26 protein-coding genes are annotated in these 20300 nt (G+C 61.6%); 5 read left to right on the plus strand and 21 right to left on the minus strand.

The features are described 5' to 3' along the window. Positions 1-37: 37 nt before the first annotated feature. The 9 genes from GL300_RS07190 to GL300_RS07230 form a co-directional block, all read right to left on the minus strand. The gene (locus GL300_RS07190) at positions 38-289 is read right to left on the minus strand and encodes a hypothetical protein (RefSeq protein ID WP_155038923.1); all 252 of its coding nucleotides are present in this window, start codon (positions 287-289) and stop codon (positions 38-40) included. After that, complete coding sequence (locus GL300_RS07195) at positions 282-683, minus strand: hypothetical protein (RefSeq protein WP_155038924.1); 402 nt, start codon at positions 681-683, stop codon at positions 282-284. Before GL300_RS07195 ends, GL300_RS07190 begins: the two co-directional genes overlap by 8 nt. Next, positions 677-1732, minus strand: a complete 1056-nt coding sequence (locus GL300_RS07200) for a hypothetical protein (RefSeq protein WP_155038925.1) — start codon at positions 1730-1732, stop codon at positions 677-679. The genes GL300_RS07195 and GL300_RS07200 overlap by 7 nt, the downstream gene beginning before the upstream one ends. Before the next feature lie 76 nt (positions 1733-1808). Beyond that, positions 1809-2192, minus strand: a complete 384-nt coding sequence (locus GL300_RS07205; RefSeq protein ID WP_155038926.1) for a hypothetical protein — start codon at positions 2190-2192, stop codon at positions 1809-1811. A gap of 614 nt (positions 2193-2806) precedes the next feature. Continuing rightward, the gene (locus GL300_RS07210; RefSeq protein ID WP_170297618.1) at positions 2807-3265 is read right to left on the minus strand and encodes a GntR family transcriptional regulator; all 459 of its coding nucleotides are present in this window, start codon (positions 3263-3265) and stop codon (positions 2807-2809) included. Positions 3266-3643: 378 nt separating this feature from the next. Beyond that, on the minus strand, positions 3644-4003 hold the full coding sequence (locus GL300_RS07215; protein WP_155038928.1) for a hypothetical protein: 360 nt from the start codon (positions 4001-4003) through the stop codon (positions 3644-3646). 10 nt (positions 4004-4013) lie between these two features. Then, the gene (locus GL300_RS07220; RefSeq protein ID WP_155038929.1) at positions 4014-4187 is read right to left on the minus strand and encodes a helix-turn-helix transcriptional regulator; all 174 of its coding nucleotides are present in this window, start codon (positions 4185-4187) and stop codon (positions 4014-4016) included. A gap of 114 nt (positions 4188-4301) precedes the next feature. Then, the gene (locus GL300_RS07225) at positions 4302-4769 is read right to left on the minus strand and encodes a hypothetical protein (RefSeq protein WP_155038930.1); all 468 of its coding nucleotides are present in this window, start codon (positions 4767-4769) and stop codon (positions 4302-4304) included. Beyond that, a complete protein-coding gene (locus GL300_RS07230) occupies positions 4769-6031 on the minus strand; it encodes a tyrosine-type recombinase/integrase (RefSeq protein WP_155038931.1) in 1263 nt (420 codons plus the stop codon). The genes GL300_RS07225 and GL300_RS07230 overlap by 1 nt, the downstream gene beginning before the upstream one ends. Before the next feature lie 37 nt (positions 6032-6068). Between GL300_RS07230 and GL300_RS07235 the strand changes: the two genes are divergently transcribed. After that, on the plus strand, positions 6069-6647 hold the full coding sequence (locus GL300_RS07235) for a hypothetical protein (RefSeq protein WP_155038932.1): 579 nt from the start codon (positions 6069-6071) through the stop codon (positions 6645-6647). Positions 6648-6700: 53 nt separating this feature from the next. On the opposite strand, the gene GL300_RS07240 is transcribed toward GL300_RS07235, so the two are convergent. The 11 genes from GL300_RS07240 to GL300_RS07290 form a co-directional block, all read right to left on the minus strand. Continuing rightward, complete coding sequence (locus GL300_RS07240; protein WP_155038933.1) at positions 6701-7033, minus strand: hypothetical protein; 333 nt, start codon at positions 7031-7033, stop codon at positions 6701-6703. A 101-nt stretch (positions 7034-7134) separates the two neighbouring features. Continuing rightward, positions 7135-7779, minus strand: coding sequence for a TetR/AcrR family transcriptional regulator (locus GL300_RS07245; RefSeq protein ID WP_155038934.1), 645 nt, complete (start codon positions 7777-7779; stop codon positions 7135-7137). Between the two features lie 337 nt (positions 7780-8116). Continuing rightward, a complete protein-coding gene (locus tag GL300_RS07250) occupies positions 8117-8509 on the minus strand; it encodes a hypothetical protein (RefSeq protein ID WP_155038935.1) in 393 nt (130 codons plus the stop codon). Then, positions 8506-9615, minus strand: coding sequence for a flagellar type III secretion system protein FlhB (gene flhB / locus GL300_RS07255; RefSeq protein ID WP_155038936.1), 1110 nt, complete (start codon positions 9613-9615; stop codon positions 8506-8508). The genes GL300_RS07250 and flhB overlap by 4 nt, the downstream gene beginning before the upstream one ends. Further along, a complete protein-coding gene (locus GL300_RS07260) occupies positions 9612-10370 on the minus strand; it encodes a flagellar biosynthetic protein FliR (protein ID WP_192336185.1) in 759 nt (252 codons plus the stop codon). The genes flhB and GL300_RS07260 overlap by 4 nt, the downstream gene beginning before the upstream one ends. After that, a complete protein-coding gene (locus GL300_RS07265) occupies positions 10367-12454 on the minus strand; it encodes a flagellar biosynthesis protein FlhA (RefSeq protein WP_155038937.1) in 2088 nt (695 codons plus the stop codon). The genes GL300_RS07260 and GL300_RS07265 overlap by 4 nt, the downstream gene beginning before the upstream one ends. Further along, positions 12451-12735, minus strand: a complete 285-nt coding sequence (locus GL300_RS07270; RefSeq protein WP_155038938.1) for a hypothetical protein — start codon at positions 12733-12735, stop codon at positions 12451-12453. The genes GL300_RS07265 and GL300_RS07270 overlap by 4 nt, the downstream gene beginning before the upstream one ends. Further along, on the minus strand, positions 12732-13598 hold the full coding sequence (gene motA, locus GL300_RS07275) for a flagellar motor stator protein MotA (RefSeq protein WP_155038939.1): 867 nt from the start codon (positions 13596-13598) through the stop codon (positions 12732-12734). Before motA ends, GL300_RS07270 begins: the two co-directional genes overlap by 4 nt. A gap of 3 nt (positions 13599-13601) precedes the next feature. Beyond that, positions 13602-14114, minus strand: a complete 513-nt coding sequence (locus GL300_RS07280) for a MotE family protein (RefSeq protein WP_246195102.1) — start codon at positions 14112-14114, stop codon at positions 13602-13604. A gap of 28 nt (positions 14115-14142) precedes the next feature. Continuing rightward, entirely contained in the window at positions 14143-14493 is a 351-nt protein-coding gene (locus GL300_RS07285; RefSeq protein ID WP_155038941.1) for a hypothetical protein, read from the minus strand. Further along, a complete protein-coding gene (locus tag GL300_RS07290; protein ID WP_155038942.1) occupies positions 14490-14969 on the minus strand; it encodes a flagellar basal body-associated FliL family protein in 480 nt (159 codons plus the stop codon). Before GL300_RS07290 ends, GL300_RS07285 begins: the two co-directional genes overlap by 4 nt. A 112-nt stretch (positions 14970-15081) precedes the next feature. On the opposite strand from GL300_RS07290, the gene fliF reads away from it, so the two are divergent. Genes fliF through fliP form a run of 4 tightly spaced genes read left to right on the plus strand, consistent with a single transcriptional unit; the run spans position 15082 to position 18180 of the window. Further along, positions 15082-16647: a flagellar basal-body MS-ring/collar protein FliF gene (gene fliF, locus GL300_RS07295; protein ID WP_155038943.1), complete on the plus strand. Its 1566-nt coding sequence runs from the start codon at positions 15082-15084 to the stop codon at positions 16645-16647. After that, complete coding sequence (locus tag GL300_RS07300) at positions 16644-17201, plus strand: FliH/SctL family protein (protein ID WP_155038944.1); 558 nt, start codon at positions 16644-16646, stop codon at positions 17199-17201. Before fliF ends, GL300_RS07300 begins: the two co-directional genes overlap by 4 nt. Positions 17202-17203: 2 nt before the next feature. After that, positions 17204-17461 (plus strand): FliM/FliN family flagellar motor switch protein, encoded by a 258-nt coding sequence (locus GL300_RS07305; RefSeq protein WP_155038945.1) that lies wholly within the window; start codon positions 17204-17206, stop codon positions 17459-17461. Further along, the gene (fliP, locus tag GL300_RS07310; protein ID WP_155038946.1) at positions 17458-18180 is read left to right on the plus strand and encodes a flagellar type III secretion system pore protein FliP; all 723 of its coding nucleotides are present in this window, start codon (positions 17458-17460) and stop codon (positions 18178-18180) included. The genes GL300_RS07305 and fliP overlap by 4 nt, the downstream gene beginning before the upstream one ends. A 95-nt stretch (positions 18181-18275) precedes the next feature. Here fliP and recQ read toward each other — a convergent pair whose 3' ends face one another. Beyond that, entirely contained in the window at positions 18276-20300 is a 2025-nt protein-coding gene (gene recQ / locus GL300_RS07315; protein WP_155038947.1) for a DNA helicase RecQ, read from the minus strand.

A 20300-nucleotide genomic window follows, 5' to 3' on the forward strand; every position in this document is an offset into this window, starting at 1 on the left:
AGCCAGTAGCTGCCTGCGAACCGCCCCACCCCCTTGCTCATTGCAACTGATGACCGTCTTGCGTCGCTTCGTTGAATATGACGGCGCGATCCATCTCTACGGCCAGCATTTCCGCGCGGGCAACGAGGGCGGGAAGGACTTCTGCGCGGACCGCGATCATGATTTTCCGCATACTCTCCGGGGTACATCCGGAAGGCAACAAATCTACCGCCGCCTTGACAGTTGCTGCATCAAGTTCGGATAGCAGGCGCTCCAAGAAGAACGCTAACGAGGTTTTCGCTTCATTCATCGCGCTTCTCCAGTTTTTCGACGCGGGCTTCCAGCTCAGCAAAGAGTTTTGCCAGCGCTTCCACTTTGATCAGGGCATCGGCCCGGCATTCGCCAATGAGCGTGCCGAACACCTCCACAATCTGTTTGTCATTCATTCGCGTAAAGATGTTGCCGGCCGGCCGGCCAACGGCCTGGCGGCCTTGTCGGACCTGCCTTCCGACTTCCTCATCGCGTTCCTTGCTCTCCAATTGCTCGCGTTCCCATCTGGCCCATTCTTGTTCCTTCCGCTCCCACCACTCCGTCATGGCTTGGCCCGGTGATGGCGGTCTTTCGGGGCGAGGCTCGACAAGCGTCCGGTCCACCGAAGCAAGCACAACCTGCGCCCTCTCGCGGGCCTCTTGCTTCGTCACCATGCTACGTCTTCCATGAAGGCAATGGCCGGCGCGCCCATGGCGAAGGCCATCTCGAAGACCATGCGAACGCCAACGGTATCAGTCTGGAACATGGAACGAACCGGCGCAGCCACAACGTTCGGGGTGCCCGCGGTGCCGATTTGCGCGGGGGTGGTGTCCTCAAGGTGCAAGGTCGCGGACGTTGAGACTTCGATCGCCGGGTAGGGGTCAAACCCTGCAACAAATGCGGTCGGATCAAGAGCTATCACCATTCCAGCATCCAGCGCCGGGGAACCCCACACGCGCGCAGCGAGATCAGGCTTGCGAATCCACACCTTTGCAGCGAGCGCAGGCGTCGTGATGAACACAACATCTTGACCGCCAGCTTCGGTTACTGCCGCGGCCAGAGCCGCCAAGTTAGCATTCAGCGATTCCTCGGCAGTGTCAGGCAGGATTTCGGGCAACGGAGTCAGACCGTTCAGCAGGCCTGCCGGAGTATCAGCCGTCGCTGCAGCATCGCTAAACAGCGCGGCGTCAAGGGCACGGGCAGCGTCTCTGCGAAGCAAGGCAGTGAAGACAATCTCAGCGGAAGGCATCCGACCCGCCTCGGCAGTATGGACGGTCAACAGTGCTGCCTTTTTCACCGGACCGACCGTCGCGGCGGTCAATGAGTAATCCCGAACCGGGATCGGCGCGCCCTCAGCGACCCATGGCGCCGCTGTGGGATCGTCTGGCAGATAGGGGATCACGGCGGTTTCATATCCGCTCAGATTGAAGAAGGTCCCGGCGCGCAGCAGCTTGGCACCGGCTGATTGCTCGAGTGACGAGAGGAATTCCCCGATCGGATTGAGCGTGCGGTCCGCATCGGGAACGCCCGCAGTCGTGAGAGGAGTCACCGCAGCTTTGGTCAGGATAGCCAGCGGGCCGGGATCGTTCGGCCACAATTGGCGCGCCACTGGCGTGGAATCATAGATGCCGCCGATAGTTCTGGCATCGGCTCCGGTCTTGAATGCTGCGAATGCGGCCCGCTCCACGCTCCGGACGATGGTGCGAATGTTGGTCTGATCCATACTGATGGCTCCTTAGACATGTTCCGTCCATCATGAGCCAATTGCTTTCCCCGATCACGGTAACGCTCAGCGCTATTCAGCGGGTTTCAGCAGTGTTCTGAGGAAGATCCGCGAGATATTCGGCCAAGCTGACCAATGAATATTGGACCATGCCATTGTGCAGTTTGCGCCATGCGACACCATCGCCGTGATCGCGCCAGCCCCGCAGGGTGGAGGGAGCAACGCCGATGAGGGCCGCTGCAGCACGCTCGGTTGTCCATCCATCGCCCGTGAGCGGGTGATTGCGCTCAACGCAGGTGGCGCGCAACTGTGCGACAATCAGTGCTGTGCCGCCGTCGTCGGTCATGTCTCCACCCAGCGCCAGAACAACGCCGCTGGTGCGCCGCTTTAGATTTTCTAGCGCGGCAATGATAACTGACAGTTCACCGACGAGGCGTTCCTTCGGGGAAATCTTCGTCATTGCGTCGGTCTGTCAAGAAACCCGAACGGATCGCTCTCATCATCGCCGGGGTTCCATCCCACTCGCTGCCGATCGACCGGCGTTGCACCAAGCGATGACAGATGAGACCGGTATTCCCGCACGAGCGCCGAGGTCATCCCCTCAGGGGAAGCCACGACACGTGCCCTCAGTATAGATGCCGAGGCTAGCAGGGCACGATCCGACTTTGTGAGCCACGGAAGCTCGCTCACGAAGATGCGCCAGAACGATTTTGCTTCGGCATCGAGGTGGGCAGGCGGGCTGCCCACGGGTCCACCGCCAGCAGGCTCAGAGCGGTCACGGTAACGCTGCGGATCTTTCCGATCAGCGCCGGTCAGACGGGCTTTTGAGAGGGGTTGTTTCTGCCTAGGCATCGGATGCCTCCGAAAGTTTGAATTGCGGATGTGTGAAGAGACTTGGGACGCGGGTTCCCGGGCCGAAGCGAACAGGTTTCGAACCCTCCCCCACCCCTCGGGCGCCTGCGCTAGGTAGTGGTAGATAAGGATGTCCCGTTTTTGGGGACTGGAGATGGGCAAGAACCGGTCCTTTTCGTCCCAGTTTTGGGGACTGGGCGTACCGATTTTGGGGACTGGAGCTCATGCTTTCGTCCCGTTTATGGGGACGACACGTCCCAATTTTGGGGACGGGATTTTGTTTTTTGACTCACCAGTCAATAACCCGTTGTGCCCTCTCGGGTTGACTGGAGCATGCGCTCCAACCGGAAAGTCACCATCCTTCTGCCAGCGCAGGTAGAGCTTGCAGCCAGCGGTCTCACCGGGCATCGCCAATTCGGCTATCTCATATGCAGGAGGCGCGCCCTTGCCCTCGACGCCCATCCGTCCATGGGTGCGCAGGACAAGGAAGCCCTTGGCCTGTAGGTCGTGGAACGCGCGCGCGGCAGTCTTCATGTTGCAGCCGAGCCGCTCTGCTGCCTCACGCACGGGAAGACTTATCCTGCCGTTGTTATTGGCCTGTGGCCCCTTCCATTCCATTTTCAGCCACGGATAAAGCGCCTGCGCAGTGGTAGAGAGTGCCCGCCACGCAGGAGTCTCCATCGTTGCCCTGAGCATCTTTGTCCAATGCTCCGTCTGCTGCTCGTTCTTTCGATCTCTCCCCACCGATTAGTCATCCTCAAGCAAGGGAAAGTCGTCCCCGTCATTCTGGTAGAGTTGGCTGACCATGCGGTTCATCAACTGATGCTGTTTGGGCGATGGCATCCAGTTGGGGCGCCGGGATTTCCGCTGAATTGACTGGGCAAAGCTTCGTGCCCATTCATTGGTCGCCGTCTTGCATACTGTCGGCCAAGACCAGAGCAGCTCGTCGACTGAGCGAAGGTCACTCATGATCGCCACCCCAGATCACCGAGGCGAGCAGAGCCGCGCGTTCAGCGTCAAAGCCATATTTCCGGCGGAGCAGTGCGATGCGAAGGCCCCTCATGCCGCCGCCCTCCCCTGGACGCGCCTCAGGAACGCGGATTGATCAGCGGCCGGCAGGCGCTGCCAGCAGGCCCAGAGATAGGCTTTGCGTTCCTGGCGGGTCGAAATGTCAGCCCAGTATGAGGCTTCCTGGATTAGATCTATATTATAGCTGCTCGGCCAACCGGCTCGGATCTGATCGAGGATCGTTTCGAGGAACAGCACCCGATCGACGGGATCACAATCAAGCACCGCCTCGATTACCGCGCTTGCCGCGGACTGCCGTTCCAGATTATGATCGAACCGATTCCAGAAGACTTCGAATACCGCCTCGGGGCGCCCGCCAGCGCTGCCGAGGCTTTCCATTTGCATCTGCATATTGATCCTCTCAGGCCGCGCGGCGTGCAGCTTCCCACGACTCGATTTCATCGAGCTTCCAGCGGGTGCAGCCGGGCGAAAGGGAAATGGGCTTCGGGAAGGTCGGGTCGGTCCGGGTCCAGCGCCAAATGGTCGGGCGCGTCACTCCGTAGCGATCAGCGATCTGTTTGTCGGTCAGGTACATTCTGCATCCTCGTGCGATTCGGGATGCTTCACCTCGCACCCCGTGTTTGCGGAATGCTTTTCAATCTGACGACATTTATCGTGGATGCACGAGAATGCGGGTCCGGTTAAGTGACTACTTATCCGGCCAAAGGGGAAGATAGTCCGGGTCGCCTAACTCGCGTAGTAGCAGGGCGTCGGCTTTTCTCGACTCGAATTCATCCGGCTGTAGTTCTTGCCACTTGCGCATAGTGGCGATTTCTTCTCCGCACGTGGATCTAGACACATTGAACCGCCTCGCCGCCTCGGCCTTCACGGCTTCCGCCGGTTCTTCGTCAGGGAAGATGTCCAGAAACCGCTCTAAGAAGATACGTAGCTCGTAGTTTGGCTTTTTAGGGGGTGCCTTCTTCCCAGTGGTTCTTGCCAGTCGAAATTTCGCCCCCAAGGAAGTAGTTTTGACGCCGGGATCCAGGAGGTCTGCCAGCACGCGGACAAAGATTGGCTCTGTGCAACCCTCGCGGACCAACTTGGCAATCTCGCGCATCGCGTCATCTGAGTTGCGGTACCTAAGACCCACGAGCGCATCTAGAACCCGCTTATCCATTACTCGGCTCCTAGAAACTTCACCCAGTCGACCATCATCGCACGGCGCTTCTCCATCATGTCGCCACGACGATAGGCCCGCTCGACAGCCGAGCCGACGGTGTGTGCCAAGGCGATCTCGGCCATGTCGCGGGGATAATCCGTGCGCTCGGCAGCCCAGTCACGAAAGGTCGAGCGCAGCCCGTGGGGAACCGCAGGGCGACCAGAGCGAGCATCGAGCCAGCCCTTCTCTCCAGCCTTTACCGCGTCGGCGTGCATCCGGCGCATGACTGCGCTGATCGCCATGTCTGAGAACTGCGCGCCACGGGGTGCCGTAAAGATGTAGGGGCTACCAGCGTGCCTCGGCATGGCTTCGACGATAGACAGCGCCTCGTGAGTCAGAGGAACCCGGTGTTCCTTCCCCGCCTTCATTCGATCGGCGCTGATCGTCCAGACCTTTGCCTTGGCGTCGATCTCGTCCCAAGTCGCGCCCCTGACCTCGCCAGAGCGGCTTGCGCACAGGGTCAGGAACTCCAGAGCGCGGGCCGCGATACCGTCTCGCTTCCGCAGAGCAGCGAACCATGGCGCCGCGGCGTTGAGCGAAACAGCCGGCCAGTTCTCTGTATCCGCGATCTTCCCGGGCCTCGGCAGCAGGGCATCGAGGTTGCCCCGCCATCGCGCTGGATTATCGCCCGACCTGTGACCGGCCACGATCGCCCAGGACAAGATTGCCTCGACTCTGGCCCGGACCCGAGAAGCCGTGTCGGTCTTTTCGTGCCAAATCGGCTCCAGCATCCGCACCATGTCTTGCACGGTCAAGTCCGCGACCAGCATCTCCCCGACATGGGGAAGCACATGTCGCTCGATGGATGACCGCCAGCGAATACGATCCTTGTCTGTGCCAAGCTCACCCAACTTCGCTGCGGCATACTTCTCGAAAGCATCCGTGAACGTCATCCCGCGCTTCTGGGCGGCCGCCAACGCGGCCCTGGCAGCCTTCCGCTCCTCGACAGGGTCAATGCCGCGCCAAATTTTATCCTTGGCCTCCCGTGCCCTCTCTCGTGCCTGGGCAAGCGTCACATCGGGATAGCCGCCTAGACCCAAGTCGCGACGCTTGCCGCCGATCGTCGCTCGCAGAATCCAGCTTCGCGCGCCGTTGCGGGTAATTTGCAGGTGAAGGCCGGTCACGCCGCCCACGGCGAAAAGCGCGTTCGGGCGTGCCCCTCCCGGATGAGAGAGCCGCTTTACCTCGATGGGGGACAGTTCGGAAACCAACTTCGGCATTTCGTACCCACGCACTACCCAACAAAAAGGATAGCGGATGGATGCAACTGGACGCAACGGAGTGTTACACCCGCCCGGGATAAATTGCTGGTATTGCGAAGAAAATGTTACATGCTGCGACGAGCAATTACCCGTCAAAGGGGGCGGTACCCGCCTCCACTTCCCGATCAAGCACAGGATGTCGCTGCAGTTTCATGGCAGCATGTGGGTCGACCTGCCCAAAGCCTCACCAACTGATTTGCGCTTGCAACGCGATCCCATGCGACGGCATCGGCAATGCACCGATACCATGCGGAGAGATCATTTCGTGAAACTTCTGGCTGTTGCTCTGTCCACCGCTGCCATCATCCCACAGATATCGCTGAGCGACCCGGTCTCCCTGGTCTGTGAAAGCCCCAAACGGGAATATCGGGTGGAATTCGACGCTGACCTTCGGTCGGTTTCAGCTAACGACACTCAATATAGCGTCCTCGCTGTGGAAGAAACTGCAGAGAGAACCGCCGTAGTCGGCCTGACGACCGACGGTGGCCCGACATATCGCCTCTATCTGCATCCTTACAAGAAGATGGAGTTCTTCTCGGACGGTAAACTGTTCCAGACCGACAACTGTCGGTAGGTCGCTGAGACCCGCTGCCAGCCTTGCCGGCAGCGGGAATCGCATTGGCCGGATCAGCCGCAGTCGATGTTGTAGATCTTGCCCGAAGCATCGAGGCGGAACACGATGCGCAGCGGGTTGTATTCCTGCGGCTCGATGCCGCGATATTCTACCACGCGGAGTTCGCGGGTGATGCCCAGCGACGGGATCACGGTGCCGGGCTGGCCAAGCGCCGAGACATAGTCCTTGGCGTGACAGGCATCGGGCTCGCGCGATTGAAGGCCCGACACACCGGCAACCGGGGCGATGGGCGCAGGCGCAACCTGCGGGATGGGCTCAGGCGCGGGCGCAGGTGCGCAAGCGGCCAGCGGAGAAAGAGCTGCAAGAAGCAGAAGGGCTCGGTTCATCAAGTTCATCCAAGGGTGCTGAAATTTGGTGGCCGCATCATAGGAAGACGAGCCAGAAAAATGAAGCCGTTGCGACGTATTCCCCCGAGGGCGTGACCTTTCTACGCGCCCTGCCCCCTGAATTCGGACAGGCTGGTACCATAGCAGGCCAGGAACATGCGCACCGCCCCGTCGCAGACTTTGCGCAAAAGCTCGGCATCGATGGCTTCGCGCCCGGCAAACAGCGCGCGATCATGCAGGGTTGTGCTGGCCAGTTCGATCAGCTGATCCGCGGCAAGATCGAAATCGGCGATCTCCAATTCGCCGCGCGCGGCGCGGTGGCGCAGGTAGCGGACCAGTTGAAGCCGCAGCTGGACCGGGCCCGATTCGTAATATTCGCGGGCGAGCGAGGGGAAGCGGTCCGCCTCGGCGACGCTGACCCGATACATGGCCAGCCCGAAGTCCGAGACGATATGGGCCGAGATCAGTTGCACGATGAAAGGCAGGATCTGGCGCACCGGCAGATCCACCTCGAGCAGCGCGCCGGCATCGGCAGTGTCGCGGGCCAGTTCGTTGCGAAAGACCTCGGTGAACATGATCCGCTTGTCGGGGAAATAGCTGTAAAGCGTGGCCTTGGAGACCCCGGCCTCATGCGCGATGTCATCGACGCTTGCGCCTTCGAAACCATCCCTCAGAAAGATCGTCCGCGCACCCTCCAGCACCTGAAGGAACTTGCGCCCTTTCATGACCGAAGTACCCTTCTCCATCAACCGGAGCTCCTTAAAATCTGCCCTTGGGATCAGGGGCTTCCACTCAGAAAAATCACCGGAGCGAACCAGATGGTTCATTTGTAGGCCGATTACCTGAAGTTGCAAAGAGCCACGTGATGGGCCTTTGCATTTCTGTGCGAAAGGGCAGGTTGGAGTTGAGGGACCTCTGGGTGAGTAAGTCGCCCGGTGAACTGACGACCAAACGCCCGAATCTGGGAGGCTTGGCTGACCTTGCCTGGCCATGATGCCAGCTTCGCTAATGTGCAGGGGGATTCATTCTAGAACCGATCGCCACCGGAACATCGAATAACCGGATCGCCTGCACAGCAGCCGACTAAGCCTGCGGCTCACGTTTTCGCGTCGCGATCAACCGATCCTCCAAACCAGATTGAACCTGCAGCGTCTTCAGAACTTCTGCGCGACCGAATTCGCGTTGCGCACGGATGCGAGCGGCCTCGAAACCGGGAAGCATCTGTTGCAGGTCCCGCTCGGCTTTCAGAAGCGCCCGGCTGAGCTCTTGCGCGATGGCGTTTGCCAGTCTGGCTTCGCTCACCGAGAAATCCGTCTCGGTATCGTAGAGGCGTTGCAGATCCTGCTCGACCGCCGCGATGCGCAGGCGCGCGGCCTCGACGGTTTGCCGAAATGCCGAGAATCGCCGCATCTCGATATCCGACTTGAGGCGGGCCAATCGTTCGAGCCGGTTCAGGCCTTGGGTTTGACGACTCATGGGCGTGGTCCTCCGACAGGCAGGTTTGTCCAGCCGCCGCGTGCCTTTCGGCGCATGGCTTCGGCGAAGCGAATGGCGGCGGCGACGGGGGCGAATTGCTCGGTGCTGATTTCATGTCCGATTTCCACGGTCGCGTGCAGCGCCCTTGCGCATGGTGGATCGGACCAGATCGGGACATTGTGCTGGGTCGCACGTTCGCGGATGCGGCGTGCAACCTCATCCACACCCTTGGCAAGACAAACCGGAGCACGACCGCTGCCCCGTTTCCATTCCAGCGCAACGGCGTAATGGGTCGGGTTGACGATGACCACGTCGGCCTTTTCGACATCGGCCAGCATCGCGTTCATCACGATGTCGACACCCTTCTGACGGCGTGCAGCCTTGAAATGGGGATCGCCCTCGCTGTCCTTGTATTCGTCCTGCATTTCCTTTCGGGACATCCTCTGGCGGCGCAGAAACTCGAACCGTTTCCACAGCACGTCGATCCCGGCGAAAAGCGCGCCAATGCCGAGCGCGAGGTAAAGCGCCTTGCGGGTCACGTCATCAAGACCAGAGATCCACTGCATTTCGGCCATGGCGTTCGTGGACAGGATCCAGCCCAGAAGCGAACGATAAAGAAACCACCCCCCGGCAGCGACCAGCGACACCTTGCCCAATGAGATCGCAAAGCCGACCAGTCCTGAGCGGCCAAACTTCTGACCGGCGTTCTTCAGCGGATTTACCCGGTTGATATCGGGCAACAGCTTCTTTGGGGTGACGATGATCGCGCGCTGCACAATCAGGCCGATCAGGACCGGCAGCGCAATGATCACAAGGATGGCAAGGATCCCCAGCCCTGCCTGCCCGGTCATAGCTCGGGCCAGATCCATGACCGACTTGCCGCGGCCATCCGGCCAAGGCTCGGCCCCAAGTCCCCGCGCCGCCATTGCCGTCCAGTCGGGAACCAGCCAGACGACCGCCAGGCTGAGCGCACCCCACAGACCAAGATAGGTCAGGGCCGATGACAGCTCGGCCGAGCGGGGGATATCCCCTTCCTCGCGTGCCCGGCGCAGCTTGTGCTCGCTGGCATCGAACTGCTTGTCGTCATCATCTTCAGAGCCGCTCAATCCAGCACCTGCTGCATTGAGGAGAGCACCGCCTGCGCCCACAGCGAAACCGTGGCAGGCGCAAGCAAGACCAGAGCGACCAGCGCAAGCAGGATCGCCCCGGGTGCTGCGATGAATGTGACGGGCAATGCCGGCATCACCTTACTGATCATGCCGGATAGCACCTGAAACAGGTATCCACCCAAGATGAACGGCGCGGCCAGCATCAGCGCCAGCAAGAATCCCTGCCAAAGCATATCGATCGCCACCGGCAGCAAAGTCGTGATCTGCGGCCATTCGCCCACCGCGCGCAGGGCAAAACTGTCGCGCAGCAGCTCGCAAACGGCCAGCGGGAAGCCCATGGCCATCAGCACAGCAAGGCCGGCCAGATGCAGCAGATTGCCGATCGGATGGGGCGAATATTCCGTCGCGGCGCCGATCAGCTGCGAAAGCGAGGCGGTTGCCGCGATCGCCGCTGCCGCAACGTCCAGCGCCGCGGAAAACAGCCGAACCAGCATGCCCAGTGCCAGTCCGGTCACCAGCTCGGCAAGGCAAGCCACCCCGAACCATGCGATCGAATTCAACACCGGCGGAATCGCGACCCCCTCGGCCAGAAGCGGCGTCATCGCCATGGCCACCGCGATGCGGATGCGGGCCGGAAGGCCGGGCAACGAGAACCCGGGCATCGCCAGAATGCATGCCTGCACGCGGCAATAGACCAGCAGCATCGCCCCGAACATCGCCGTCATGCGTGGATCATGCAGCAGCTCGGTCACGAGGCGACCGTTCCGCACAGCCGGACGCGGATCGCCGGATCGATCTCATCAAGCCCCATGACCGGCATCGAGATCCCGGCGCTGCCCAGAATCATTCGGATCAGGCGCCGCCGATGGTCGGGCACGGTCAGGACGAACTCTTGCGCGGGTGGCAGTGTCGCCAGCAGTTTGCGCAGTGCCTCGGTCAACTTCTGCTGCAACTGCGGCAGGGCGGCATTGCCCAAGCGCCCTGCTTCGCTTTCGGCGCGGGTCAATTCGGCCTCCCACATCGGATGCAACTGCAGGATCTCAAGCTGGCCGTCGATGGCGGCATATTGCTCGCAGATCTGGCCGCGCATGCGGCGCCGCACCTGTTCATAGACAGCTTCGGGCGAGGCGGCATTGCGGGCCTCATAGACGGCGTCAGTGATCAGCACGAGATTTCGCACCGACAGCCTTTCCTCGAGCATGGCCCGCAGCACCGCCAGCAGCAATTCGGGCGAAACCTTGTCGGGGACCATCCCGTCGAAGAAGCGCTGGTTGACCTGTGCCCGATGCGTGTCCGAGACATCGCAGAGCTCGCGGATCATGCGCTGCATGGTTGTCATCGTCATCAGCAGGGCCAGATTGGTTCGCACGACCTCCATCAGGTGGGTGGACAGCACCTCCATGGGCGTGACGATCGTTGCGCCGCCGATCGCGGCTTCATCCTGATCATCAGGATCGATCCATTTCGCGGGGCTGCCATAGACCGGCTCTCTGATTTCCTCGCTGGGGATATGGCCAAGAACGCCCTCGGCACCCAAGGCCAGCACGCGATCCGGCAGCAGCGTACCTCGCCCCCGCACCACACCTTGCAGCCGGATGACATATTCGCCCGGTCCGAAATCCGTCCCGTCAGTGATGCGGACATCGGGCAGGATCAGCCCAAAGGCACGGGCAATATGCAGCCGCAGATTGGTAATCCTTTGACCCAACCCCCGTCCTTGATCGAGCGCGCTTGCAATCAGGCCGGGACCAATCTCGACGCTGATCTCCTCGGTATCCAGGACATCGCCGATTTTGTTTTGGATCGGCAGCGGAGCAGGCAGATTGTCTTGCGCAGCATCATTGGCAGGGGCATTCAGGCTGCGTTTGCGGATTACCCAACCGGCCAGCCCACAGGCCGCGGCCAGCGTCACGAACACCCCGACAGGCATGCCGGGGATCATGCCAACGATGAGCATCCCGCCAGCCACGACAGTAGGCACTTGCCAGTTCGACAGCATCTGGCGCGAGAGCAGGTCTGCCGTCGTCTCAGACGCCCCGCCCCGCGACAAAAGCAGCGCCGCAGCCATCGAGGTAATCAGCGCCGGGATCTGCGAAACCAGCCCATCGCCGATCGTCAGCCGGGAATAGGTCGAGAAGGCCTCGGAGACAGGCAGATCATGGACCAGGATGCCTGCCGCAAGCCCGACGAACAGATTGACGACGGTAATCAGCAGCCCCGCAATCGCATCGCCCTTGACGAATTTCGACGCCCCGTCGAGCGAGCCAAAGAAGCTGATTTCATTCTGTTCCTGAATGCGACGGCGCTTGGCCTCTTCATGATCGATCGCGCCCGAATTCAGGTCGCCGTCGATTGCCAGTTGCTTACCTGGTAGGGAATCCAGTGCGAACCGTGCCGACACTTCGGCCATCCGGCCCGAACCCTTGGTGATGACCATGAAGTTCACGATCGAGATGACCGCGAACACCGTCAGCCCGACCAGAAGCGAGCCACCTGCGACGAATTCCGCAAAGCCGTTGATGACATGGCCTGCGGCCTCGGGGCCGTTCTGTCCATGAGTCAGGATCAACCGGGTCGATGAAACGTTCAGGGACAGCCGGATCAGCAGGGACACAAGCAGCAGCACCGGAAAGGCCTGAAAGTCGGTCGGCTTCTCGACCAGCGCCGCCATCACCAGGATCAGGGTTGCTGTCGCAATGGAAAAGGCGATGCCGACATCAAGGACCGCCGCGGGCAAGGGCAGCACCATGGACAGAACGACAATGACCAGCCCTGCCGTGATCAGCAATGGACGCAGCGACCCCTGCCCGGTCGACGAGGCCTGCACATCGCTCATTCGGCAGTTTCCGGTACATCAGGGGGAGACAGAATCTGCTCAGCGCTCCAGCCGGGGCCGGTCATCAGCCCGGAGCGCCGCAGGAACACCAGCACCGTGATCCGTGCGGCCGGGTCCAACCGCTGCAGACGCAAGGCCATGTCCTTGGGCAGGGGCTCACCGCTCAGCAGCCAGCCACGTGCGTCTGCGATCAGTGCCGTCGCCGAATCGTGCTGAACAGAAAGTCCCGCCGCCGCATCGGTTGCCGCGATCATCGCGGCAAGGGTCAGCGCCGCGATCATGATGCCCTCTTCAGGTCTCGAAGCGCGTTTTCAACATCACCGAAACTGGGGCGAACATGTTCGGGCGCGGTTTGACGGCCGACCTCGACACATAGGTTGGTCGCATGCTGATGTAGACCGGCCACCAGCACGGATTTGATCACGTCATAGAAGGACTGATCCTGCTTCGTTACCGCCTGCAGGCGCTGCGCGAATGGTGCGACCAACGCATAGGCCAGGAACACCCCCAGGAACGTCCCCACCAAGGCACCGCCGATCATCTTGCCCAGAACCTCGGGCGGCTGGTCGATCGCGCTCATCGTCTTGATCACACCCAGCACCGCCGCCACGATCCCCAGTGCAGGCAACGCATCGGCCATATTCTGCAGCGCATGCGGGGCGTGCAGTGCTTCTTCGTTCATCAGATTGATACGCTGGGAAAGCATCTCCTCGACCTGATAGGGGTCGTCGTAGTTCAGACTGGCCGAGCGCAGCGTGTCGGTGATCAGGGTAACCGCATGTCCATCGGCAAGAATACGGGGAAATGCCTGAAAGATAGGTGAGTTTTCTGGGTCCTCGACATGGCTTTCCAGTTCGATCGGGTTGGCGCGCGCGATCCGCAGCAGTTGAAACAGCAGGCACAAAACGTCCTGCAGATCAGATTCACGCCATTTTGGCCCTTTCAGCGAACGACCAATCCCGCCCAGTGACTGCTTGATCACCGAGGTCTCATTCGACAGCAGGAAAGACCCCAGCGCCGCGCCACCTATCATCATCATCTCATAGGGCAGCGAATGCAGGATCACCCCCAATTTTCCGCCTGCCAGGATGTAGCCGCCAAACACCGTCGCAAAGGTCAGGACGATCCCAATCATGCCAAACATGGCCTACTCCTGTTTCTGATTTGCGCGAGCAACGCCCATGAACGAGGTCAGAACCGCGGCCTGATGCGGCTCGACAGAGGCCATGATCCTTGCTCCGGTTTCCGGCTGCACCCGGATCAATATCTGCGCCGCGAAATCGGGCGGCAGATTGGCCAGGACCTGCGCGGCCTGTTCCGGCTTCATCTGGTCGTACATGGCGATGATGCGGGTGATCTCGTCGTTCTGGGTCTGATCAACCTGCTGGTTGTGGTCGTTGATGCGCTGACGCAACTTGCGCAACTCGACCAGCTTTTCGGTCAACTGTTTCTCGGCCTCGGCCAGTTCGGTCTTTCGCCGGTCGATGTCCTTGATATAGCTCTCGATCCGCAGACCCCGCTGCTGAAGGGTTTCAGCCAGAGCCACAGCCTCGGGGACATCGTCGCAGCCCTTCAGTAGCGCCGCAGGCTCGGCATTCGCGCGTAGTGGCCCGGTTCCCCCAAGCAGGGACACAGCCTGCGCCGCTGCCGCAAGCAGCATAGCTGCACCGAAAACCTGAAGCAGTGGCCTACGCATTGGTCATCTCGCGGGCCGGAGCGCGGCGTTTGCGCCTGAGCCTGCCCGAGCCTGCCGCGGTGTTTTCCGCGAATTTCTTTCGCAGCACCCAGAAGGCACGTTCCTCTTTGGCGCGCTCGATCTCATCGGCCAGCCCGCGCGTGGCGGCCATCGCCTCGGACTTGGCGGCCTGAATCGATCGCTCAAGGCGGCTGATCTCACTGGTCATGACGGCGATGGCCCCGCCAAGCCCGGTTTCCAGATCATTCAGCTTGCGCAGCCGCCGCGCGAGCAGGAAGCAGAAGAAGGCCAGACCGACGGAAAACAGCAGAAATCCAGCCTGAAGAAGGTGGGAAACGGTCATTGAATGCGGAACTCCGTAATCAGAATGTCGGTGAAAGCATCCTTTCCAAGGATGTAGATCGCGCGCGTCGCCAACTCGTCGCGGACGATTTCAAGAATCCCGCGCTTTTCGAAGGCAGACGGGTCGATCTCGGCCAGAAAGGTGTTGAAGGCATCGCTCAGCCGCGGCAGCAGCAACTGGATTTCCGCCCGTTTCTCGGGCGTGGTCTCGACCTCGACCGCCATGATCAGCGTGCGCATCTGTGGCCCGGCCAGCGTCACCACGATCTGCGGCATCGAGACGAATTCGATCGCGGGCAGCGGCTTGACCTCATGCTGGGCCTTTCCGGCGGGCAGCAATGCCATCGGAGACCAGATCCCAAAGAAGCTCGAGGCAAAGCCCGCACCCAGCATCACGGCGATAACAGCGATGAACAGGAACGGCTTGCGGCCGGTTTTCTGAACGGTGTCGGGCGGGGAAAGGGCGGCGTCAGCCATGGTGATTCTCCGTCTTGGCCTCAATCGGATATCACCTGCGGGCTAACCAATTCTTAATCCGCGCCGTGTCAGAAGGGTCTGGTCATGTCACAGGCCGATTCGAAGGACACGCATGCTGAAGCTGCAGGATTACTGGCGTGAAAGAAGTCTGAATCAGCGGGTTACCCTGGTTCTGGCCTTCGTCCTCACGTTTCTGGGGATTGCCGGCGTGTCATGGATGGCCTCGCGCCCGACGCTGGCTCCGCTGTTTTCGGGGCTGGCGCCCGAGCAATCCGGTGCCATCGTTTCCTCGATCGAGGCCTCGGGCATCCGCTTCGAGGTTCGCGGCGACACCATCTGGGTCGAGGAAGGCCGTCGCGACGCGCTGCGGATGACGCTGGCGGGTCAGGGGCTGCCTGCCTCGGGTGGGACCGGGTATGAGATACTGGACGGCATGTCGGGCTTTGGCACCACGTCGCAGATGTTCGACGCCGCCTATTGGCGCGCGAAGGAAGGCGAGTTGGCCCGCACCGTTCTGGCCCTGCCCAATGTAAAATCGGCGCGGGTGCATCTGGCGGTTCCAAATGGCCGTGGCTACCGGCGCGAGGCACAGGCAAGTTCCTCGATCACGCTGACCACGGACGGCACTCCGATCAGTCGTTCGCAGGCCAAAGCGCTGAAGTTTCTGGTGTCTTCCGGCGTTCCGGGGATGTCGGCAGAGCGGGTCACAGTCATCGACAGTGAACGGGGCGTGATCTCGACCGGCGATGACGCCGCGATGGATGATCGCGCGGGTGAAATGAAGCGCAACGTCGAGCGCATCCTTGAGGCCCATGTCGGCAGCGGGAACGCGGTCGTCGAGCTGAACCTGGATGTGGTGACCGAATCCGAGGTCCTGACCGAACAGCGCTTCGATCCCCAGCAGCGCGCCTTGATTTCGCAAGAGAGCGAAGAGCTGGCGGACCAAAGCTCGAATACCGCGCCCGGAACGGTCACCGCGGCATCGAACCTACCGGAAGGGCAGCAGGATGACGGCGACAAAAGCCGTGCGTCACGCTCCGAGACCCGGCAAAGGTCCAACTTCGAAGTCAGCAAGCTGACGCGCGAGGTCAACCGTCAACCCGGTGCCATCCGCCGACTGACCGTTGCCGTCCTTGTCAACGGCATCAACAAACCCGACGAGAGTGGCAACCCACAACTCGTCCCCCGCGAAGCCGGTGATCTTGATGCAATCCGCGAACTGGTCGCCTCGGCCGTCGGCTTTGATGAGGGGCGTGGAGACCAGCTAACGGTTAAATCGCTGGCTTTTGCCACGCTGTCCGATGCTGGGACGCTTGCGACAGAGGCCGGGATGCTCTCTCGCCTTGATCTGAACAGCCTGTTGCGTCTGGTTTTGGCTGGTCTTTTCATCCTTTCCTGTGTGGCCTTCGTCCTGCGTCCGATCCGGCGGAATCGCCAGAATGAAGCCCTGCTGGACATGTCCCGACCGACCGAGATTCCTGCGCTGACCGCACGCGAGATCACCGCAGATCCGGAGATGCCACCAGCTTCGGCCGCCATCCCCGAAATCGACTTCGATCCCGCTGCGATCGGCAATGGCGATCCGGTGCAGCGGCTGAAAGAGCTGATGAAATCCCGCAAAGAGGAAAGCGTGAAGCTGCTTTCGGGATGGATTGAGGCGCGGGAGGATCGGATTTGATTGGCCCGGCGCTACGGCTGGAATCCTTCGCCCGCCCGGTGGTGACACCACGATCCCTGACCGAGGCCGATCTGGAGCGGGCCTGGCAGGAGGGCTTTGAGCAAGGCCGTCAGGACGCCCATGCGCGCAGTATCGACCAGCTATCCGCACAGATCGGCAGGATCAGCGAGCAACTTGCGCAACAGGCGTCTGAATTCGCGCAAATTCGGCAGGATACGCTGCAGGCGATGCTTCCTGTCCTGATCTCGATCGTCGATCAGCTTGGCCCACGTTATGGTCGTGAAAAACTGATTGAACAGCTTTCGCAGGCCCTGCGGGTCCTGACCGAAGACAGTTCCGGCACAACCGTCAAAATCACCTGTTCGTCAGAGATGGCAGTTCCGGTCCGCGACTGCATCGCACAAATCGGTAGTGATTCGATCTTGGTCATCGAGAGCGCGGATACCGGCAGCACTGTGGAACTGAAGGGCGCAGGCGGTCGCGTGCTGATCGAGCCAAAGCGGATGATCTCATCCATCCGATCCATCATTCAGGAATTCACACACGAGGAATAGTCATGGACGATTTGGTCGGAATGATTGCAACAGACCAGATTCAGGTCGAAATCACGATCCGTCTGGGCAGGACCCGGATGACAATCGCGGAACTCTCACGCCTGACGCGTGACGATATCGTGACTCTGGATCAGGAGATCTCGGACGGGGTCGAAATCTGCGTGGGCGAAAAGGTGATCGCCCATGGCGAGTTGACCTCGGGCGGGGAAAGCGACAACCGGCTTTGCGTCCGTATTCTTGGGACCGCACAACGGTCATGACCAGGCTGCTTCTGCTGACGATTGCGGTTCTGCTTCCTCAGGTCGGAATCGCACAGGAAACGGCGCCTTGGGGCGAGGTGGCACAGGCAGCAGGCAACGGGGTCGGTCGGCATACGATCACGATTCTGGCCGCGATGACCGCCCTTTCCTTGGCGCCCGGCATTGCGATCATGGTGACCTGCTTTCCCTTCATCGCAACCGTCCTGTCGGTCCTGCGGCAATCAATCGGCCTTTCTCAGGCGCCGCCCAACATGGTCATCGTCTCGCTTGCGATGTTCCTGACCTGGTTCGTCATGAGCCCGGTTCTGACCGAGGCGTGGAATGTTGCAGGGGCACCGCTTCGCGACAACAAGATCACCATCGAACAGGCCTTTGAACGCGGCATCGTTCCATTCCGCAACTTCATGGAGGCACGCGCCGATCCCGAGACGCTGGAAATGCTGGCCGAGCTGTCGCCCGAACCCAAAGGCGACGTTGCGCGTCTGTCGGTCCTTGTCCCGGCCTTCATGCTGACCGAGATCCAGCGTGCCTTCGAGATCGGCTTTCTGGTCTCGCTGCCCTTCCTCATCATCGATCTGGTCGTCTCGGCGGTGCTGATGTCGATGGGGATGATGATGGTTCCGCCAGCCGTGGTCGCCCTGCCGTTCAAGCTGGCATTCTTTGTCGTCGTGGACGGATGGCAACTGGTGGCGACGGCACTGGTGCGCAGTTACCAATAGCGGTCGCGATCAGGGGCAATGTCGCAGAGCGTCGTCTGTCGATATGGAGAGGCGATATTCACGCCCGGCGACGCAGGGCGCGCAAATACGGCAGCCTAGTCGTTGTCAATCTCGGTGCGGAAGGCCGCGCCGAAGCGGTCAAGCCTTGCCAGGTCGAGATAGCGAGACAGATCATCGGGACGATCCTCGGCGATCCGGCGCAGGGTCGAGGTTCCGACGGAAAGCGGCTTTTCCGTCCCGTCCTCGCCGCGTTGCAAGCGGATTTGCGCGGCGGACAGCCGGTCAAACAGCTCTGCCGAGGGACGACCTGCCAAAGCTTTCCGGGCCGGATGCATGGGCGCCACCTCGCCAGCGATGACGCGCAGGAATGCCTCACCGTAACTTTCCAGTTTCTTGGCCCCGACGCCATTCACGCGCGCCATCTGGTCCAGCGTCATCGGACGGGACTGAGCCATCTCGATCAGGGTGCGGTCGGGAAAAATCACATAGGCGGGCACGCGCGCCGCCTCGGCCAAGGCGCGGCGACGGGCCTTGAGGGCGGAAAGCAGAGGCGCGTCCTCCTCGTCGACCTGCGTGCGCACGACGACTGCGGGTCGCGCGCGGCTGACCAGATCGCGGCGCAAGGTGACGGTTTCCTCGCCGCGCAGAACAGCATGGGCGGCCGCGGTAATGGCAAGACCGCCATGTCGCTCAGGATCAGGGCGGATCAGGTCGCGGCCCAGCATCTGGCGAACCACCGCCTGCCACTCACTGCGGGACAGATCCTTGCCAACGCCAAAAGTCGGCAGCCGGTCATGGCCGCGCGCGCTGATACGCTCGGTCGGGTTGCCGATCAGCAGGTCGATGATATGACCCGCGCCATAGGTTTCGCCGGTGCGCAGAATGGCAGAGAGCACCTTTTGCGCGGCCTGCGTGCCATCGAATGTCGCGGGCGGGGCATCGCAGATGTCGCAATTGCCGCAAGCCTCGGCGCTTTCGCCGAAATAGCCCAACAGCGCGACCCGCCGACAGGTCGCGGATTCGGCCAGCCCCAACAGCGCGTTCAACCGGGTGTGGTCGGCGGCCTTGCGCTCGACCGGGGCAAGGCCTTCGTCGACCTGACTGCGACGCAGGCGGATGTCGTCGGGGCCGTAAAGGGTCAGGGTCTCGGCGGGGGCACCATCGCGGCCGCCGCGACCGATTTCCTGATAATAGGCCTCGATGGATTTCGGCAGGTCGGCATGGGCGACCCAGCGGATATCGGGTTTGTCGATGCCCATGCCAAAGGCGACGGTGGCGGTGACGATCAGCCCGTCCTCGCGCTGGAAACGGGTCTCGACGGCGCGGCGGTTATCCGGCTCCATCCCGCCGTGATAGGCGACGGCGGCCAGTCCGGTCTCATTCAACGCCTGTGCCAGGGTTTCGGTCTTGGCGCGGGTGCCGCAATAGACGATGCCCGATTGGCCCCGGCGGGCCGTGGCGAAATCAAGGATCTGGCGGCGCGGCCCGTCCTTGGGCTGGAAAGCCAGATGGATGTTCGGCCGGTCGAAACCGCGCAGGAAGACCTGCGGCGCGGCGTCGCCAAACAGGCGGGCGACGATCTCATCGCGGGTTTCGGCATCGGCAGTGGCGGTGAAGGCGGCAAGCGGCACCGAAAGCGCGCGGCGCAGCTCGCCCACGCGCAGGTAGTCGGGGCGGAAGTCATGGCCCCATTGGCTGACGCAATGCGCCTCATCGACGGCAATGGCCTGCACGCCCGCGCGACGCAGCAAGGGCAAGGTCGCGCCCGAGGCCAGCCGTTCCGGTGCGATATACAACAGGCGCAATTCGCGGGCGGACAGTGCGCGCAGCACCTCGGAGTTCTCATCCTCGGAATTTCCGCTGGTCAGGGCTGCGGCAGCGACCCCGGCCTCGGTCAGCGCGCGGACCTGATCGCGCATCAAGGCAATCAGCGGTGAAACCACTACCGTCAGCCCGTCCCGCATCAGCGCAGGCAGCTGATAGCACAGCGACTTCCCCCCGCCCGTCGGCATGATCGCCAGCACGTCGCGACCCGAGGCAACGGCATCGACGATCTCCTCCTGACCCGGACGGAAGCCGTCAAAGCCGAAGACCTGCCGCAGCAGAGGGGCTGCGGACAT

The organism is Paracoccus litorisediminis (assembly GCF_009711205.1).
In the GTDB taxonomy this organism is placed as follows: Bacteria; Pseudomonadota; Alphaproteobacteria; order Rhodobacterales; family Rhodobacteraceae; genus Paracoccus; species Paracoccus litorisediminis.

Excerpts from the sequence above, each read along its gene's own strand:
- GL300_RS07190 (WP_155038923.1), bottom strand. The coding sequence starts at position 289 with ATGAATGAAGCGAAAACCTCGTTAGCGTTCTTCTTGGAGCGCCTGCTA.
- GL300_RS07195 (WP_155038924.1), bottom strand. The coding sequence starts at position 683 with ATGGTGACGAAGCAAGAGGCCCGCGAGAGGGCGCAGGTTGTGCTTGCT.
- GL300_RS07200 (WP_155038925.1), bottom strand. The coding sequence starts at position 1,732 with ATGGATCAGACCAACATTCGCACCATCGTCCGGAGCGTGGAGCGGGCC.
- GL300_RS07205 (WP_155038926.1), bottom strand. The coding sequence starts at position 2,192 with ATGACGAAGATTTCCCCGAAGGAACGCCTCGTCGGTGAACTGTCAGTT.
- GL300_RS07210 (WP_170297618.1), bottom strand. The coding sequence starts at position 3,265 with ATGGAGACTCCTGCGTGGCGGGCACTCTCTACCACTGCGCAGGCGCTT.
- GL300_RS07215 (WP_155038928.1), bottom strand. The coding sequence starts at position 4,003 with ATGCAGATGCAAATGGAAAGCCTCGGCAGCGCTGGCGGGCGCCCCGAG.
- GL300_RS07220 (WP_155038929.1), bottom strand. The coding sequence starts at position 4,187 with ATGTACCTGACCGACAAACAGATCGCTGATCGCTACGGAGTGACGCGC.
- GL300_RS07225 (WP_155038930.1), bottom strand. The coding sequence starts at position 4,769 with ATGGATAAGCGGGTTCTAGATGCGCTCGTGGGTCTTAGGTACCGCAAC.
- GL300_RS07230 (WP_155038931.1), bottom strand. The coding sequence starts at position 6,031 with ATGCCGAAGTTGGTTTCCGAACTGTCCCCCATCGAGGTAAAGCGGCTC.
- GL300_RS07235 (WP_155038932.1), top strand. The coding sequence starts at position 6,069 with ATGGATGCAACTGGACGCAACGGAGTGTTACACCCGCCCGGGATAAAT.
- GL300_RS07240 (WP_155038933.1), bottom strand. The coding sequence starts at position 7,033 with ATGAACCGAGCCCTTCTGCTTCTTGCAGCTCTTTCTCCGCTGGCCGCT.
- GL300_RS07245 (WP_155038934.1), bottom strand. The coding sequence starts at position 7,779 with ATGGAGAAGGGTACTTCGGTCATGAAAGGGCGCAAGTTCCTTCAGGTG.
- GL300_RS07250 (WP_155038935.1), bottom strand. The coding sequence starts at position 8,509 with ATGAGTCGTCAAACCCAAGGCCTGAACCGGCTCGAACGATTGGCCCGC.
- GL300_RS07265 (WP_155038937.1), bottom strand. The coding sequence starts at position 12,454 with ATGAGCGATGTGCAGGCCTCGTCGACCGGGCAGGGGTCGCTGCGTCCA.
- GL300_RS07270 (WP_155038938.1), bottom strand. The coding sequence starts at position 12,735 with ATGATCGCGGCGCTGACCCTTGCCGCGATGATCGCGGCAACCGATGCG.
- motA (WP_155038939.1), bottom strand. The coding sequence starts at position 13,598 with ATGTTTGGCATGATTGGGATCGTCCTGACCTTTGCGACGGTGTTTGGC.
- GL300_RS07280 (WP_246195102.1), bottom strand. The coding sequence starts at position 14,114 with ATGCTGCTTGCGGCAGCGGCGCAGGCTGTGTCCCTGCTTGGGGGAACC.
- GL300_RS07285 (WP_155038941.1), bottom strand. The coding sequence starts at position 14,493 with ATGACCGTTTCCCACCTTCTTCAGGCTGGATTTCTGCTGTTTTCCGTC.
- GL300_RS07290 (WP_155038942.1), bottom strand. The coding sequence starts at position 14,969 with ATGGCTGACGCCGCCCTTTCCCCGCCCGACACCGTTCAGAAAACCGGC.
- fliF (WP_155038943.1), top strand. The coding sequence starts at position 15,082 with ATGCTGAAGCTGCAGGATTACTGGCGTGAAAGAAGTCTGAATCAGCGG.
- GL300_RS07305 (WP_155038945.1), top strand. The coding sequence starts at position 17,204 with ATGGACGATTTGGTCGGAATGATTGCAACAGACCAGATTCAGGTCGAA.
- fliP (WP_155038946.1), top strand. The coding sequence starts at position 17,458 with ATGACCAGGCTGCTTCTGCTGACGATTGCGGTTCTGCTTCCTCAGGTC.
- recQ (WP_155038947.1), bottom strand. The coding sequence starts at position 20,300 with ATGTCCGCAGCCCCTCTGCTGCGGCAGGTCTTCGGCTTTGACGGCTTC.